At 58.0% G+C, this 14,516-nt stretch carries 15 protein-coding genes; 9 read left to right on the top strand and 6 right to left on the bottom strand.

Features of this window, described 5'->3' with window-relative positions; translation table 11 throughout:
- Positions 1-61 precede the first annotated feature (61 nt).
- Both G9X68_RS09470 and G9X68_RS09475 read right to left on the bottom strand, forming a co-directional pair.
- Positions 62-292, bottom strand: a complete 231-nt coding sequence (locus tag G9X68_RS09470; protein WP_171602211.1) for a hypothetical protein — start codon at positions 290-292, stop codon at positions 62-64.
- A complete protein-coding gene (locus G9X68_RS09475; RefSeq protein WP_171602212.1) occupies positions 289-1,644 on the bottom strand; it encodes a S8 family peptidase in 1,356 nt (451 codons plus the stop codon). Before G9X68_RS09475 ends, G9X68_RS09470 begins: the two co-directional genes overlap by 4 nt.
- A gap of 676 nt (positions 1,645-2,320) precedes the next feature.
- On the opposite strand from G9X68_RS09475, the gene G9X68_RS09480 reads away from it, so the two are divergent.
- Entirely contained in the window at positions 2,321-4,102 is a 1,782-nt protein-coding gene (locus G9X68_RS09480; protein WP_171602213.1) for a peroxidase family protein, read from the top strand.
- A 61-nt stretch (positions 4,103-4,163) separates the two neighbouring features.
- On the opposite strand, the gene G9X68_RS09485 is transcribed toward G9X68_RS09480, so the two are convergent.
- Positions 4,164-4,955 (bottom strand): phenylalanine 4-monooxygenase, encoded by a 792-nt coding sequence (locus G9X68_RS09485; protein WP_018241701.1) that lies wholly within the window; start codon positions 4,953-4,955, stop codon positions 4,164-4,166.
- 123 nt (positions 4,956-5,078) lie between these two features.
- Between G9X68_RS09485 and G9X68_RS09490 the strand changes: the two genes are divergently transcribed.
- Entirely contained in the window at positions 5,079-5,540 is a 462-nt protein-coding gene (locus G9X68_RS09490; RefSeq protein ID WP_171602214.1) for an Lrp/AsnC family transcriptional regulator, read from the top strand.
- A gap of 48 nt (positions 5,541-5,588) precedes the next feature.
- On the opposite strand, the gene G9X68_RS09495 is transcribed toward G9X68_RS09490, so the two are convergent.
- On the bottom strand, positions 5,589-6,068 hold the full coding sequence (locus G9X68_RS09495; protein ID WP_003558671.1) for an Lrp/AsnC family transcriptional regulator: 480 nt from the start codon (positions 6,066-6,068) through the stop codon (positions 5,589-5,591).
- A gap of 129 nt (positions 6,069-6,197) precedes the next feature.
- Between G9X68_RS09495 and hppD the strand changes: the two genes are divergently transcribed.
- The 4 genes from hppD (at position 6,198) to maiA (ending at position 10,425) form a co-directional block, all read left to right on the top strand.
- Positions 6,198-7,307, top strand: coding sequence for a 4-hydroxyphenylpyruvate dioxygenase (hppD, locus tag G9X68_RS09500; protein WP_171602215.1), 1,110 nt, complete (start codon positions 6,198-6,200; stop codon positions 7,305-7,307).
- Positions 7,308-7,368: 61 nt separating this feature from the next.
- Entirely contained in the window at positions 7,369-8,730 is a 1,362-nt protein-coding gene (hmgA, locus tag G9X68_RS09505; protein WP_171602216.1) for a homogentisate 1,2-dioxygenase, read from the top strand.
- Positions 8,731-8,770: 40 nt separating this feature from the next.
- Positions 8,771-9,796, top strand: coding sequence for a fumarylacetoacetate hydrolase family protein (locus G9X68_RS09510; protein WP_171602217.1), 1,026 nt, complete (start codon positions 8,771-8,773; stop codon positions 9,794-9,796).
- Complete coding sequence (gene maiA, locus G9X68_RS09515) at positions 9,793-10,425, top strand: maleylacetoacetate isomerase (protein ID WP_171602218.1); 633 nt, start codon at positions 9,793-9,795, stop codon at positions 10,423-10,425. The genes G9X68_RS09510 and maiA overlap by 4 nt, the downstream gene beginning before the upstream one ends.
- A gap of 434 nt (positions 10,426-10,859) precedes the next feature.
- On the opposite strand, the gene G9X68_RS09520 is transcribed toward maiA, so the two are convergent.
- On the bottom strand, positions 10,860-11,768 hold the full coding sequence (locus G9X68_RS09520; protein ID WP_171602219.1) for a COG3904 family protein: 909 nt from the start codon (positions 11,766-11,768) through the stop codon (positions 10,860-10,862).
- A 162-nt stretch (positions 11,769-11,930) separates the two neighbouring features.
- Between G9X68_RS09520 and G9X68_RS09525 the strand changes: the two genes are divergently transcribed.
- The 3 genes from G9X68_RS09525 to G9X68_RS09535 all read left to right on the top strand — a co-directional run bounded on the left by G9X68_RS09525 (position 11,931) and on the right by G9X68_RS09535 (position 13,963).
- On the top strand, positions 11,931-13,199 hold the full coding sequence (locus tag G9X68_RS09525) for a patatin-like phospholipase family protein (RefSeq protein WP_171602220.1): 1,269 nt from the start codon (positions 11,931-11,933) through the stop codon (positions 13,197-13,199).
- 229 nt (positions 13,200-13,428) lie between these two features.
- The gene (locus G9X68_RS09530) at positions 13,429-13,569 is read left to right on the top strand and encodes a hypothetical protein (protein WP_171602221.1); all 141 of its coding nucleotides are present in this window, start codon (positions 13,429-13,431) and stop codon (positions 13,567-13,569) included.
- Positions 13,553-13,963 (top strand): DUF2314 domain-containing protein, encoded by a 411-nt coding sequence (locus tag G9X68_RS09535; protein ID WP_171602222.1) that lies wholly within the window; start codon positions 13,553-13,555, stop codon positions 13,961-13,963. The genes G9X68_RS09530 and G9X68_RS09535 overlap by 17 nt, the downstream gene beginning before the upstream one ends.
- A gap of 68 nt (positions 13,964-14,031) precedes the next feature.
- Here G9X68_RS09535 and G9X68_RS09540 read toward each other — a convergent pair whose 3' ends face one another.
- Complete coding sequence (locus tag G9X68_RS09540; RefSeq protein WP_171602223.1) at positions 14,032-14,400, bottom strand: hypothetical protein; 369 nt, start codon at positions 14,398-14,400, stop codon at positions 14,032-14,034.
- Positions 14,401-14,516 lie beyond the last annotated feature (116 nt).

Here is a 14,516-nt window from a genome sequence, read left to right on the forward strand (position 1 = left end):
CACTCTCTCAGCTTGTCACTGAGACCTCCGGCTCGGCGCCTGCGCCGTGCCGCCCGCATGATCAGTTCGCTTGGGTCTTGTATCCGACATCTTTCCGAACTGAAGCGACGCCCTTTACCGCGCGAAGCGCGTCGAGCGCGTCAGGATTGACACTACCGTTGACAATCATGAAGCGCTCGTGGCTTTGCACCTGTTCGAGGCCTTGCGATTTCAGGTCGCCGACGACCTCTCCCAGGCTGCGGGTCTCGTTTTTGTCGATCCGAATGGTGACTTCAATCTTGTTGGTCGTCATACCTCGCCGCTTCCTCTTGCTTGGAGCAGGCCTTTGCCAACATCCCTAGCAGGGGAAGATAGAGGCTTTGTAAGCTGAATCAAGCGCGCCCATAGCGCCCATCCGCGAAACTTCGGATCAGACTGAGCAATAAGAGCTGCAACGCCAGCAACATGTGGGGTCGCCATACTGGTGCCATTCCACCGGTCATACTTGTCATCAGGCAAGCTCGAAAATATGTCGACGCCAGGAGCGGCAATATCCACTTCCTGACCAGGATTCAAACCGCCGCATGAGAAAGACGCCGGCGCGAAGGAGCGATCCACGGCACCAACTCCCAGGATCGTGGACGCGTTCGCCGGAGAACCAACTGGCTCAATTTGTTGAGGACGAGAACTTTCGTTCCCGGCAGCGGCAATAACTAAAGTTCCCGCGTCTAAACAGACTTGCCCAATTTGCTCGTAGTCGTCACTCGGTGCATCTCCAACTTGCGTTGCAGCGCCTAGCGACATCGAAATAACATGGCAACCTTCATCCAGCGCCCATTCCATGCCGGCAATGATCGACCGGTCGGTGCCGAAGCCGTCGTCGCCGAGCACCTTTCCAGCGTAGATTTCCGCCTCATAGGCGATGCCGTAGCGTGGGCCGCTGGTCGGTCGTAATGGACCGCATGCCGTACCGATGCAATGCGTTCCGTGACCGTGAACGTCGCCTTCGGAACTACGTGTTGCAAAGAGCTTCTTGGTGACTGAACGGCCGACAAAATCCTGATGAGTTTCGTCAAATCCGGTATCCAGTACTGCTACCTTGATGCCGGCCCCGCTCAGTTCACCTTCGATAGCCCTGGCAGCCTGAAGTCCCCAGGTGTTGCTGGTCTCGTCAAAGGCGGCCTGGGCGACAAGTCCCTCTGCCCCCTTTTTGCCCAATAAGCGATCGACCAGTTCATTCACGGCGTCACGATAGCCGAGCAGGTAGTCACGGTCCAAAGGGGTTGCAACGCCGCCCACCGTTCCCCGTGCGAGGTTGAGCCGCTTCGTCAGCGGGCCGCCGAGGGCACGATAGGATCGCTCCGGCCGAGCCGCGCTGATGACCTTCTGTTGCATGGCATTTTGCAGCATGGGCTTCAGTTTCTCTCCGTCCCGTCGCACAATCGCGATTCCGAAACGTTCGAAGTATTGAACATCAGCGCCATCGAAATCATTTGGCACCGCCGCGGCGCTGCGAAAATCTTTGGACGACGCGACACGGAAGCCGCCTTTTTCGAGTTGCTGTACACCCTCGCTCCTTGCTTTGGGTGTAAATCGCACCACCATGCCAAGACCCGATGTGCCGTCGCTCGGTGCGTTGACCCTGCGTCGCGTTGATTTCGCCATGATACCAACTCCCCCATTTTTCACGGTTTCAAAGCAATACAAAAGCCGCAAGCTGGACGCGGCACCCGTTAATCGAGCCGAACCTCGCGTTCGGGACAGCGGCGGCGCTAAAGGTAGATCGATGCGGATTGATGTTTTTCCGCTGACTTGCCGCGAGAACAGAAAGCTTCGCCAACCGAAAATTGGAGCGTTCGGCAAAGAAGCGTAGTAAATTGTACCTTGTAGGTCGATTTCGGGATGTACTTCCCCTAGCCGAAATCTCGGCGGCAAATATACATCTTATTGTTGAGTTAGCAAATGAAAATTCTAGCGGTCGTTCGCCCGCGTTTCATTGCTTTTCAGGTAGTCTATACTTCTCCATCTCTTCACCATTGGATTTCCTCGTTATTTTGGTGCCAGAGCAGGCTCTATCCGATTTCCATACTGCAGTGCATAACGGACTTGCCGCGAAAAGCACCAGCGATGCCGGCTGTGGCCACCGTTTGCGACGAGGCGCCAACAGCGGGGCAGGGGGTATGATGCGCACAAGACGAGTGCGCTGAATCCGCACAGATATCGACTGGGTTTACGGGTAATTTACCAACTTTAAGATGAATAATAGCTCAATATGATTAGTTGACTTCGCGTTCTAGCTGTATGAATTATCCCGCGGGCTGGAAAACGGAGGGTGTTGCCAATGGCAATCGTTTTTCAATCGCACGGGGGTGCAGAGAAAGAGCGTGCAGTTCCAGGCCCGAGCGTTCGGGCCGGGCGGCCAGCGACGGGTGACGTCGCGGTCGATGAAGAAGCTGACTTCGGTTATTTCGTACCGCCATTAGATGCGCCAGAGAATTACCTTCCCAATACGGCGGAGACGCTTGGGGAGCTCGATGAGCTCGGCGAAATGATGATCGATGTTGTCGCGACGCCGACGAGCGAGGATCCGACGGAAGATTCCACGCTCCCGCCTGTGTTCACATATTGGGGACAATTCCTGGATCACGAGCTGACGGCCCGAACTGATCGCGAAGGGGCGATCTCGAGCATGGTCAACGCCCACCCGCCTGTCGCCTCGTCGACGGTGGAGAGTCAGTTCAGGAATGCTCGCTCGCCCCGCTTCGATTTGGACAGTGTCTACGGCGGATCTGCCGTAGGCGAGGGGATCGATGCGGATGTTGTCAAAGTGATCTCCGGCCTTCGCCACCCGACGCTGACAAACAAAATGCGTGTCGGGACAGCCGTCGACCCGGGGCCGCTTCCAGACAACCTCGACGAACATCGTGACCTTCCTCGTTATGGCCAGGTCCAGTCGTCTGTCCGGGAGGCGGCTTTACGTCTGGCTCAGGCCGCGATGACTCCCGAGGCGTTTCAGAAATTCTCTGATACCTTGCCTCAGCGTGCGATAATCGGGGATAATCGCAACGACGAAAATCTCGTCGTCGCGCAGTTCCATCTGAGCTTTCTCCGGTTTCATAACAAGGCGGTCGACTATCTTGCATCGCATGACACGGGCTGGATCGCCGATTTCAGCTCAGCGCAGGCTCTGACCAGACTTCATTACCAATGGTTGATTGTAGAAGGATATCTCAAGGGCGTTTGCGATCCGGTTGTCGTGGACCGCGTCGTCAAGGATCGGGCATCTCATTTCTTCAAATTCAGAGCCGAGTTCGATGCCCGGAGGCAGAATACCCGGCTCGGCAATGCTCTGCCGTTGGAGTTCTCCACCGCAGCCTATCGGTTCGGTCATTCCATGGTCAGAACCTTCTACGACTACAACAAGAACTTTGGGCGGCCGGGCACAGGTATTCTACCGCGCGCCACCTTGAGGTTGCTTTTCGAATTCACCGGCGGCGGCGGCAGGCTGGATGACGACAAGAAGCTGCCCAAGAATTGGATAATCGACTGGACGCGCTTTACGGGAGCCGATCCCCATGATGCGAGCGATGGGGAGCCGGCCCGTCTTGCCAGGAGGATCGATACGGAACTTGCTCCGCCATTGCATACGCTGTTCAAGGAGGGGGAGGACCAAGCCGACCAACAGCTCAAGGAGTTGTTCAAGAACCTGGCAAGGAGGAACCTTCGTCGGGGCTACAATCTCAGGCTCCCGACGGGTCAGGCTTTACACAAGCATCTCAACCAGACTGGCGCGGTGCAGTCCTCGCCGATCCAAGATGTCTCAGCGCTGTTCGCCACGAAGCCCGATCTGAAGAACTTCCTCGCCGGCACTGCATCGCGTTTCCACGAACGTACGCCGCTCTGGTTCTACATTCTGGCCGAAGCCGAGGCTGCAGGCGGAAATCGATTGGGCGAAGTTGGGAGCTGTCTCGTGGCGTCGACCTTCGTGGGCGTGCTGCTTGCGGACCCGGACTCGGCTCTTTCGCGTGGGTTCACGCCCAATCAGAGCCCTCTCAAGATGCCGGACAACTCACCGATCGACTCGATCGTCAAGTGGATGCGGTTTGCGGCTGTCATGCAGTAGTGCTTGTAGGACTGTTGCCTCGCCGCACTGCGGCGAGGCAAACCGCCGCATCATCCGCGATTCACGAAGCTTTTGCCTCGAAAGCGGGGGCGAAATCGCCCAGCGATTTTGCCTTGAGGATCGTGGCCTCGATATCCTGCTCCACGATCGCTTCAAGATCGGCGAAGCTGTCGATGACATAGTAGATCGGCTGGAGGATATCGATCCGGTAGGGTGTCCTCAGCACGCTCAGCAGATCGAACGGCCGGAATTCGCACGCCTTGCCTTCCATGGCCGCCTTCGCTTCGCTGGGCGATGAGACGATGCCCGCGCCGAAGCAGCGGCGTCCCTGCGGCGTATTGATCAGGCCGAATTCGACGGTGAACCAGAAGATGCGGAACAGGTGCCAGGAATAGCCCTTGCCGAGACGGACGGCGGTTTCGCCGAAATGCCGGACGAAATTGGCATAACTCTGGTTGGTGAGCATGGGGCAGTGGCCGAAAACCTCATGGAACAGGTCCGGCTCCTCGATATAGTCGATATGCTCGCGACGGCGGAGGAAAGTTGCGAGCGGGAATTTGCCTTGCGACAGAAGCTCATAAAAGCGCGAGGGCGGGATGAGCGCCGGCACGCCTTCCACACCGAAGCCGGTGGTCTCGTTCAGGCGTCTGTTCACATCGAGAAGCTGAGGCACTTTGTCCGGCTTGAGGCCTAGCATTTTGACGCCGTCCAGATATTCGCGGCAGGCCGTATCGGCGAGCAGCTTCATCTGCCGCCGGTAGAGTTCGCCCCAGATCGCATCTTCATCCGGGGTGTAGTCATACAAACCGTCCGGGCCGGGCAGTTTGGCGGTGTAGCTGCTTTCCTTGGTCATAGGCTGATCCTCCCAGGCACGGCGCTATTCCTGCCATTATGATCCAGGTTCGGAGGATTTTCTTTTCTTTCGTGCTGGCTATCGTCATACTCTTGGCAAGCCTTCCCAAAAGTGAAGCCAAAAATGAAAGAAACTGGGAATTTCCGTCGCAAGCTTCTGCAACTCGTCCAGGCCGACGGCAGCCTTTCGCTGGCCGACCTGGCGGAAAAGGCTGGAATGTCGCAGAGCTCGGCCTGGCGGAAGATCCAGGAACTGGAAGCCGACGGCGTCATCCGCAAGCGTGTGACACTGCTCGATCCTGGAAAACTCGATCTCAAGCTCTGTGTCATCGCCCATGTGACGCTGGAGGATCACCACGAAGAGGCGGTCGCCTCTTTCGCGTCCGTTGTGCTGGAGCGACCGGAGATCATGGAGTGCTACGCCCTGTCAGGCGCCTTCGACTATATGCTGAAGATAAGGGCAAGCGACGTGGAAAGCTACGAGGCCTTCATGACCCGCTATCTCATGCGCAACCCGCATGTGCGCACCGTCGTCTCTAGCTTTGTGCTGCGGGAGCTGAAATTCTCGACCGAACTGCCGCTCTGATTTTTCGGCGGGGCGAGGCCGTCTACATCATCGTGTGCTGCCGCCATGTCAGTGCCCCGGCATGAGCACCGGAAAACCTTCGAATGTCTTCAGCGTGTCGAGCACGATTGACGTCTTCACGTGCTGCACCGACTCGTGTGGCAACAGAACGTCGTTGACGAACTTGGAGAGGTCGGCGAGCCCGCGGGTCGCGACCGTCAGGTGATAATCCATTTCACCGGTCAAGGCATAGGCTTCGAGAACTTCCGGCAGTCCGTTGATCAGTTGCGAAAACCGGCGGGCATTGTCTCTGTTGTGGGTCGCCAGCGTCACGGAAATGACCACCAGCATATCCAGGCCCAGCTTCTGCCGATCGAGGTAGGCGCGGTAGCTGCGAATATACCCTTCAGCCTCCAGTCTTGTCCGCCGGCGCGAGCATTGCGACGGTGAAAGCGCGATCCGCTCCCCCAGCTCGTTGTTCGTCAGCCTGCCGTCCTTTTGAAGTTCCTGGAGCAGGCGCAAATCCAATTTGTCGAGCGGTTCATCCATTGCACGAAATCTCCAATACACTCACGGATCGTGCATAATTTCTTCCTTTAGCATGAAGAATGCAAGAACTTTGCACGCGTTTTGGGCCACACTTTGCATAGAAATGCAATCTCCTCTGGAGGAAAGAAAATGGGTCCCTTCCCACATGACGCGCCGCCCTCGGAAATCACCGCCGACAATCCGGCCGGTACCGACGGCTTCGAATTCGTCGAATTCGCCCATCCCGAGCCCGAGACGCTGCGCGAGCTCTTCACACGCATGGGCTATGTTGCTGTCGCCAGGCACAAGACAAAAGACATCACCGTCTGGCGACAGGGTGACATCAACTATGTCCTCAACGCCGAACCCGGCAGCCATGCCGCGCGTTTCGTCGCAAATCATGGTCCTTGCGCCCCGTCGATGGCCTGGCGCGTCGTCGACGCCAGGCACGCTTTCGACCACGCGGTGTCGAAAGGCGCCGTTCCCTATGAAGGGGACGACAAGGCACTCGACGTCCCGGCGATTGTCGGCATCGGCGGCTCGCTGCTCTATTTCGTCGAGACCTATGGGGCAAAGGGATCGGCTTACGATGCCGAGTTCGATTGGCTCGGCGAGCGCGACCCGCATCCCCAGGGGATCGGCTTCTATTATCTCGACCACCTGACGCACAACGTCTTCCGCGGCAGCATGGACAAGTGGTGGGATTTTTACCGCAACCTGTTCAATTTCAAGCAGATCCACTTCTTCGATATCGATGGGCGCATCACCGGTCTGGTGAGCCGCGCCATCACCTCGCCCTGCGGCAAGATCCGCATACCGCTGAATGAATCGAAGGACGACACCAGCCAGATCGAGGAATATCTGAAGAAGTACAAGGGCGAGGGCATCCAGCATATCGCCGTTGGAACAGAAGACATCTACGACGCCACCGACAGGCTTGCCGACAACGGCCTGCGCTTCATGCCGGGTCCACCGGAGACCTATTACGATATGTCCTATGAGCGCGTGAACGGTCACAGCGAACCGATCGAACGCATGAAGAAGCACGGCATCCTCATCGATGGCGAAGGTGTGATGAATGGCGGCATGACGAAAATCCTGCTGCAGATCTTCTCCAAGACCGTCATCGGCCCGATCTTCTTCGAATTCATCCAGCGCAAGGGTGACGAAGGCTTCGGCGAAGGCAACTTCCGTGCTCTGTTCGAGTCGATCGAGGCCGATCAGATCAAGCGTGGTGTCATCGGGACTGCAGCGGAGTAAACTCTAGAGCGCCGCGCATCTTTCAGACGCGCGGCGCTCGAGCTTTCGGGGAGGAGTGAGCATGGACCAGACATCGATCCAGACGTCCGACGGTGAAGCCGCGACGGCAAACAAACTGAAATATATGCCGGGATTCGGCAATGACTTCGAAACCGAGTCGCTGCCCGGCGCCTTGCCGCAGGGCCAGAACAGCCCGCAGAAATGCAATTACGGTCTCTATGCTGAACAGCTTTCCGGCTCGCCGTTCACAGCGCCTCGCGGGACGAATGAAAGGTCCTGGCTTTATCGCATTCGCCCGAGCGTGCGCCACACCCGCCGCTTCTCCAACGCTTCCTATCCGCTCTGGAAAACCGCGCCTTGCCTCGACGAACATTCGCTTCCTCTCGGCCAGCTTCGCTGGGATCCCATCCCCGCACCCTCGGAGAGACTGACCTTTCTGGAAGGGGTGCGGACCATCACGACGGCAGGCGATGCCACCACTCAGGTCGGCATGTCGGCCCATGCCTACCTTTTCAATGAGGACATGGTCGACGATTACTTCTTCAACGCCGACGGTGAACTGCTGATCGTGCCGCAGCTCGGCGCCATCAGAGTGTTCACCGAAATGGGCATCATGGATGTCGAGCCCCTGGAAATATGCCTCATCCCGCGCGGCATGATGTTCAAGATTATGCGGGGCGGCGAGCAGACGGTGTGGCGTGGATATATATGCGAGAACTACGGCGCGAAATTCACGCTGCCGGACCGCGGGCCGATCGGCGCCAACTGCCTGGCAAACCCGCGCGACTTCAAGACACCTGTCGCCGCTTTCGAGGATAAGGAAACGCCGTGCCGAGTGCATGTGAAGTGGTGCGGAAAATTCTATGTCACGGACATCGGCCACTCGCCGCTCGATGTGGTGGCCTGGCACGGCAATTACGCGCCTTACAAATACGATTTGCGGACGTTTTCTCCGGTCGGCGCCATCAGCTTCGACCATCCCGATCCGTCGATTTTTTCGGTGCTGACCGCACCCACCGAAGATGCCGGTACCGCCAATGTCGACTTCGTGATCTTTCCGCCGCGGTGGCTGGTCGCCGAGCATACGTTCCGGCCGCCCTGGTACCACCGCAATATCATGAGCGAATTCATGGGCCTGATCCACGGCCAGTATGACGCCAAGGAGGAGGGCTTCGTGCCGGGCGGCATGAGCCTGCACAACATGATGCTTCCCCATGGGCCGGACGCGGTCGCCTTCGAAAAGGCATCCAATGCCGAGCTCAAACCGGTGAAGCTCGATCACACCATGGCCTTCATGTTCGAGACCAGGTACCCGCAGCAACTGACGAAATACGCAGCCGAGCTCGAAACACTGCAGGATAATTACCTGGAGTGCTGGGACGGCCTGGAACGCAAGTTCGACGGAACCCCCGGCATCAAGTGATGCATCAACTGAAGTCATCCTCCGGCGCGGAATTTCGGACATGAAACTTGCAACGTTAAAAGACTCCACACGAGACGGCCGGCTCGTCGTCGTTTCCCGCGACCTGACCCGCTGTTCCGAGGTCGGTCATATCGCCCGCACATTGCAGGCAGCACTCGACGACTGGGAGCATGTGGCTCCGAGGCTCGCGCTCATTGCCGAAGGCGTCGAGACGGGCGCTCAGCCGACGATCCGGTTTCACGAACATGACGCGACGTCACCTTTGCCGCGAGCCTACCAATGGGCCGACGGCTCCGCCTACGTCAACCATGTCGAACTGGTGCGCAAGGCACGCGGCGCCGAGATGCCCGCGAGCTTCTGGACCGATCCGCTGATCTATCAGGGCGGGTCGGACGCTTTCCTTGCGCCGCGCGACCCGATCGTCATGGCCGACGAGGCCTATGGGATCGACATGGAGGGCGAGGTCGCCATCATCATCGGCGACGTCGCCATGGGCTCCAGCCCGGAAGCGGCGCGCGGCGCCATCCGCCTGCTGATGCTCGTCAACGATGTGTCGCTGCGCGGTCTGATCCCTGGTGAATTGGCCAAGGGATTTGGTTTCTTCCAGTCGAAGCCGGCATCGGCATTTTCTCCGGTCGCGGTGACGCCGGACGAGTTCGGAGAGGCCTGGGATGGCGGCAAGCTGCATCTTCCGCTGCTGGTGAGCTTGAATGGCAAGCCATTCGGCAAGGCGAACGCCGGCATCGACATGACCTTCGATTTCGGCCAGCTGATCGCCCATGCCGCCAAGACCCGCAATCTCGCGGCCGGCACGATCATCGGCTCGGGGACGGTGTCCAACAAGCTGGACGGCGGTCCGGGCAAACCGGTGGAAGAGGGAGGAGACGGCTACTCCTGCATTGCCGAACTGAGGATGATCGAGGCCATCGAGACCGGATCGCCGAAGACGCCGTTCATGAAGTTCGGAGATCAGGTCCGCATAGAGATGAAGGATAAGGCCGGCCATTCGATCTTCGGGGCGATCGAGCAGACGGTCGAAAAATACCAAGGGGCCGACCCGCAATGAACGAGGTCGTCCTTTACGACTACTGGAGATCATCGGCGAGCTATCGCGTCCGCATCGCGCTCAATCTCCTGGACATCGACTACAAAACCGTGTCCATCAACCTGTTGGACGGCGCACACAAGACTCCGGAATATCTGGCGCTCAACCCGCAGGGGCTGGTGCCGACATTGGTGATCGACGGAAAAACACTGACGCAGTCGCTGGCAATCATCGAATATCTCGCCGAGACCCGGCCGGAATGCGGATTGCTGCCACCTGACATTGCCGATCGCCAGAAAGTGCGCGCCCTCGCATATGCGGTCGCCATGGACATTCATCCGATCTGCAACATGCATGTCGTGTCGCATCTGATGACCATGACTGAGAAGGCCGATGCCCGCGAGGAATGGATGAAACATTTCATCAGCGACGGACTGCGCAAACTGGAAGCCATGATCGGCAAAGCGGATGGCGCGTTCAGCTTCGGAGATAGGCCGACGATGGCGGACCTTTGTCTCGTTCCCCAGGTCTACAATGCCCGCCGCTGGGGCGTTGATATGACCGCTTTCAAGCGCATTGTCGACATCGACGGCAGATGCGCCGAGCTGCCGGCTTTCCAAGCGGCGCATCCTGACCGCGTGAAACCGTAACGGCAGAGCGAACCCGCGACGAAATCCGAAGAAGCGTTCCCTTCTTTTCTGCAGCTCCAGCATCAATTGCCGGCACCGCGTCGGATCGCGTGGACCGCGATCTCACGATCGCGGCGAGAACCGGGGTTTACCTTGTATCATCACTTCTGATTGTGTCGCTTGCCAGAAGATTTCCCCTTGTGCATTGATCAGATGCTGCTGGGGTAGGTCTGAAATGTTCTCGTCAGATCGGTCCGCTGCTCGATCGCGTCGACTGGTGCTATGGCTATGAGGATGAAGCCAGAATGGACATGAAATGGCACAAATGCGATGCCAACTCCTGTAGGTATAGGGATTAAATATGCCGGATCGGGGGCGAGCAGCCGCAAGATTCGGCAGTTTGCCTGAAGGACAGGCGAGCGGTCAGTGACTTCCCGCAAAGCAAAGGCGGCGGCTCAGCAGCCATCAAGCGCTTTAATCCTCGAGACCAAAGTCTTGCCAAACACATAGGTGGTCTGGACATCGGCGCGACCCTGGCAGCGACGGCCGTCACTGGTGACGTATTGGTACGAAACCCTGACATCATCATTGCTGCGCAGCGCCGTGCCGGTGAGTTTGAGCGGTTGCGACATCGCGCCGTAGAAGGCGTGGATCGACGCTTCGTTGAAGGGTCCCTGGCCACGCTTCTCCGGAACGACCAGCGCCGAGGCGGTTTCACCATCAGCTGCTGCGAGCGCTGAGTAGAAGGCCGTCACCGCGCCCATCGGGTCGTGCGGAAACGTCTTGCCCGCCTCGGACGCCGGATCAGGTCCGTCCTCATCAATCGCGTCGTAAGTGATGCCCACGCTCTGTGCCTTGGCGGCTGTCAGCCATGCGATGCCTTCAGGCGGCGCTGACGTCACGTAGGCGATGGCAGTCTCGGACAATCCCAACTGGTTGAGATAAGCTCCGACCAGTGCGTTGGCGACACCACTCTCGCTGGCCTTTCCGTCGACCACGCGATAGGCGGCATGGAAACCGATATTGGATTCGGGCTGAAGAAACCGCTGCGAACCGGCAAGCCAGGTGAGGGCGCAAGCTGACGCACACAAGGTCCCCGGCGGGGTAGCCGTCGCAAAGCCTCGAAGGCGGATGGCACGCCCGATCTCGATCCCGGCTTTCAGATCCCCGCCCTCGCTGTTCAGAAAAACAAGGGCCTTGCTGGAGGCAGCGGCCACGTTTCTGAAGACGATTTCGTCACCGTCGTTCAAGACGCCCGTGACGGAGATGAGGTCCGTGTCACCCTCCAACGGCTGTCGCGTGATCTCCGCCGCAGACAGAGGAAATGCGATAAGAAGCAACAACCCAGCCACGATGTAACGCATCGATTCCCTCCGCCTTTGTACTTGTTATTGAACACTGAGAGGAGTGTTTTGCAAGTCTGATGGGGACAGCGCGAGGCAGGCTTCGGCCACTCCGCGGTGTGGCGGATCGGCCTTGATCTGGTATACATCGTCGCCATCCCTTTTAACGTGACGCGATAAAACATGTCAGAGGACGAGCATTTCGAGGAAGACACTGTGCTGCCGGGATCCGACGAACCCGAGAAGCCCGCTGAGCGTTATAAACTCGGCCTCTGCCTTTCGGGCGGCGGTTATCGGGCCATGCTTTTCCATGCGGGATCGCTTGCCAGGCTCAATGAGGCCGGTCTTCTCGCGAAACTCGATATGATCTCGTCGGTGTCGGGCGGATCCATCGCGTCCGGCCTGCTCGCCTATATCTGGCCACGGCTGGTCTTTGAGAACGAGGTCGCCGTCAACTTCAAGACCGAATACCTCGATCGCATTCTGGCCTTCAGTCAGCTATTCGCGGATGGGCCGAGCTTCCTGAAGGGCGTGTTCAACCCCTTCTCGAGCGCGGCCGAGGAAGCCGCTAAACTCTACGAGCGGCATCTCTTCGACGAAAAATCACCAAGCCTGAGCGATCTTCCAAGCTCGCCATGGTTCGTATTTTGCTCCAGCAATCTCAGCACCGGTTCGCTCTTCCGAATGTCGAACCGCTATCTCGCGGATTATAGGATCGGGGTGTCCTTTCATCCGAGACTTTCGCTCGCGACCGCGGTTGCAGCTTCGGCGGCATTCCCGCCCGTGCTGTCGCCGCTACGATTGGATCTGTCGCAGTTTTCCTGGAAGAGGGAAAAGCTCGACGACACCGTTGGCGAACCGGTTGCTCCGGGCAGGGCGATATTGAGCGACGGCGGCATCTATGACAATCACGGCATCGAGCCGGCGCTGAAACGCTGCGATTGCCTGCTTGTTAGCGATGCCGGAGCGCCTTGGCGATCCTCGTCCCGCGGATATTGGAACTATCTCTCCCAGCTCAAGCGCGTTCTCGATACCACCGACAATCAGGTGCGGTCGTTGAGGCGGCGAGACCTGATCGGCGGCTTCAAGGCTGCAAAACAGGCCGATCAGCTTGGCCTCGACGATCTCGCGAAATCGGCTCTGCGCGCAAGAACCCGCGGCGTCTATTGGTCGATCGACAGCAAGGACTTCGAGCTCAGGCCCTCCGCGTCATACACGCTGCCGCCGTCGTCGGTCGTTCCCTCCGAGGTCGGCACCTATCTCCATTTTCTGGGCGCGAAAGAGACGGAGCATCTGACGAACTGGGGGCACTACGCCTGCGACGCGATGCTCAACCGGTTCTATCAATCGCCCTTGGCGCCATCACCCGGCCCGCCGTTGGCAGTCGGGACCGTGAAGCCATCTTGGGCGGCGAGGTTGAGTAAGCTCCTGTTCGACTTCCTTTCCTTTTGAGCGCAAGCCGGAGGTGCCGGCTAAAGACAGCCTGAAGGAGTCATGGCTGTCTTTTTTCGCGAGGAAGCAACCGCTTGTCCATTCGCCATTCAAACGCGAAACCTTTCCTGAGAAAAAGCAGCGGCCGGACCCGCCAGGAGCACCGCATCCAATTCCAAACCAGATATTGAAATCAACCCCAGGTGGCGATACTGCGTTGGTATGGTAACAACAATTTCGGATCTATCGAATGTTGCGCAGCGTCATTCCACTCTTCTCAATGCTTGGACTATCCATCCTGGCCATTCCTACCGAACTCGCTCTGGCCAGCGACAACCCAAACGTCAAGTCGATCGCGCGCGGCGATTCCGGCCATGGCGAAAGCCCATGAAAAGTCTGAAAAAGGTTTGGACGGCTTCCTCGAAAAACTGCGCAGTCCACCGCCGGGAACCGAAAATTACAGCATCAAGCTGGGTTTCACGGACAAGGGCAAGGAGGTGGCCCTGACCACTGACGAGATGGAGCCTGACGTGGAATACATGTGGGTCTATCAGATCAGGGCATCAGGTGATCATTTCACCGCTCTTCTTGGCGATACGCCGGAATACATCCATAACATCAAGCCCGATGATCGCGTCGAGTTCGAAAGGTCGGATATCTTCGATTGGATGTATATCGAGAATGGGAAAGTGAAGGGCAACTATACCGCTTGCCCGCTGCTGTTGGCCGGTCCGAAGGAACAGTTGGAACAATATCGCGACATCTACGGCATTGTCTGCGACTGACCGCAACGCCGCTCCTATACTCCCATCAACATGATCTCGATGATGTTGATGGTCTCATATACGCATGGTTAGTCAGGCTTTTTCGATGCACAGTGGGTAAAATAGCTCCCATACAACTCAGGCATGCCTCCTATCGACCACTCCGATACGCTGACGTGGGTCCGCCCTGCTCCCGATCCAACAACATCAATGATGGTCGAAAATTTACCTGGCGGGAGCTGAAGGAATCTCACTTGTTTGGCGTCATCATGGTCTTCGCGAAGCCAATGATCGCTGGGCAGATACTGAGTTGCGCACTGGGCTATCGCTTTATAGTCGCCGCTCAGTTCAAAATCGGCAAAATGTTGGGTCACAGGATCGCAGCCGCATAGCGGGATGAAGACCAAAGATGTCGCCAAGCGCTTGCACCCGTCTACGAGAGTTACCGATTCAACCATATATGGTTTCCATGCTGGGCTTGAGTGCGACAATCCGTCAAAAGCCGATGGTTTAGTTCTTGGCCCGCTCAGGCCCGGCCAACGCCCAACTCGTTATTGGCGGCTTACGAATTTTT

Origin of the sequence: Rhizobium changzhiense (assembly GCF_013087625.1) — a bacterium.
Taxonomy (GTDB): domain Bacteria; phylum Pseudomonadota; class Alphaproteobacteria; order Rhizobiales; family Rhizobiaceae; genus Rhizobium; species Rhizobium sophorae.

What these genes read in the sequence shown, in the direction of transcription:
- G9X68_RS09470 (WP_171602211.1), bottom strand. Translation starts at nt 292, where the DNA reads ATGACGACCAACAAGATTGAAGTCACCATTCGGATCGACAAAAACGAG.
- G9X68_RS09475 (WP_171602212.1), bottom strand. Translation starts at nt 1,644, where the DNA reads ATGGCGAAATCAACGCGACGCAGGGTCAACGCACCGAGCGACGGCACA.
- G9X68_RS09480 (WP_171602213.1), top strand. Translation starts at nt 2,321, where the DNA reads ATGGCAATCGTTTTTCAATCGCACGGGGGTGCAGAGAAAGAGCGTGCA.
- G9X68_RS09485 (WP_018241701.1), bottom strand. Translation starts at nt 4,955, where the DNA reads ATGACCAAGGAAAGCAGCTACACCGCCAAACTGCCCGGCCCGGACGGT.
- G9X68_RS09490 (WP_171602214.1), top strand. Translation starts at nt 5,079, where the DNA reads ATGAAAGAAACTGGGAATTTCCGTCGCAAGCTTCTGCAACTCGTCCAG.
- G9X68_RS09495 (WP_003558671.1), bottom strand. Translation starts at nt 6,068, where the DNA reads ATGGATGAACCGCTCGACAAATTGGATTTGCGCCTGCTCCAGGAACTT.
- hppD (WP_171602215.1), top strand. Translation starts at nt 6,198, where the DNA reads ATGGGTCCCTTCCCACATGACGCGCCGCCCTCGGAAATCACCGCCGAC.
- hmgA (WP_171602216.1), top strand. Translation starts at nt 7,369, where the DNA reads ATGGACCAGACATCGATCCAGACGTCCGACGGTGAAGCCGCGACGGCA.
- G9X68_RS09510 (WP_171602217.1), top strand. Translation starts at nt 8,771, where the DNA reads ATGAAACTTGCAACGTTAAAAGACTCCACACGAGACGGCCGGCTCGTC.
- maiA (WP_171602218.1), top strand. Translation starts at nt 9,793, where the DNA reads ATGAACGAGGTCGTCCTTTACGACTACTGGAGATCATCGGCGAGCTAT.
- G9X68_RS09520 (WP_171602219.1), bottom strand. Translation starts at nt 11,768, where the DNA reads ATGCGTTACATCGTGGCTGGGTTGTTGCTTCTTATCGCATTTCCTCTG.
- G9X68_RS09525 (WP_171602220.1), top strand. Translation starts at nt 11,931, where the DNA reads ATGTCAGAGGACGAGCATTTCGAGGAAGACACTGTGCTGCCGGGATCC.
- G9X68_RS09530 (WP_171602221.1), top strand. Translation starts at nt 13,429, where the DNA reads ATGTTGCGCAGCGTCATTCCACTCTTCTCAATGCTTGGACTATCCATC.
- G9X68_RS09535 (WP_171602222.1), top strand. Translation starts at nt 13,553, where the DNA reads ATGGCGAAAGCCCATGAAAAGTCTGAAAAAGGTTTGGACGGCTTCCTC.
- G9X68_RS09540 (WP_171602223.1), bottom strand. Translation starts at nt 14,400, where the DNA reads ATGGTTGAATCGGTAACTCTCGTAGACGGGTGCAAGCGCTTGGCGACA.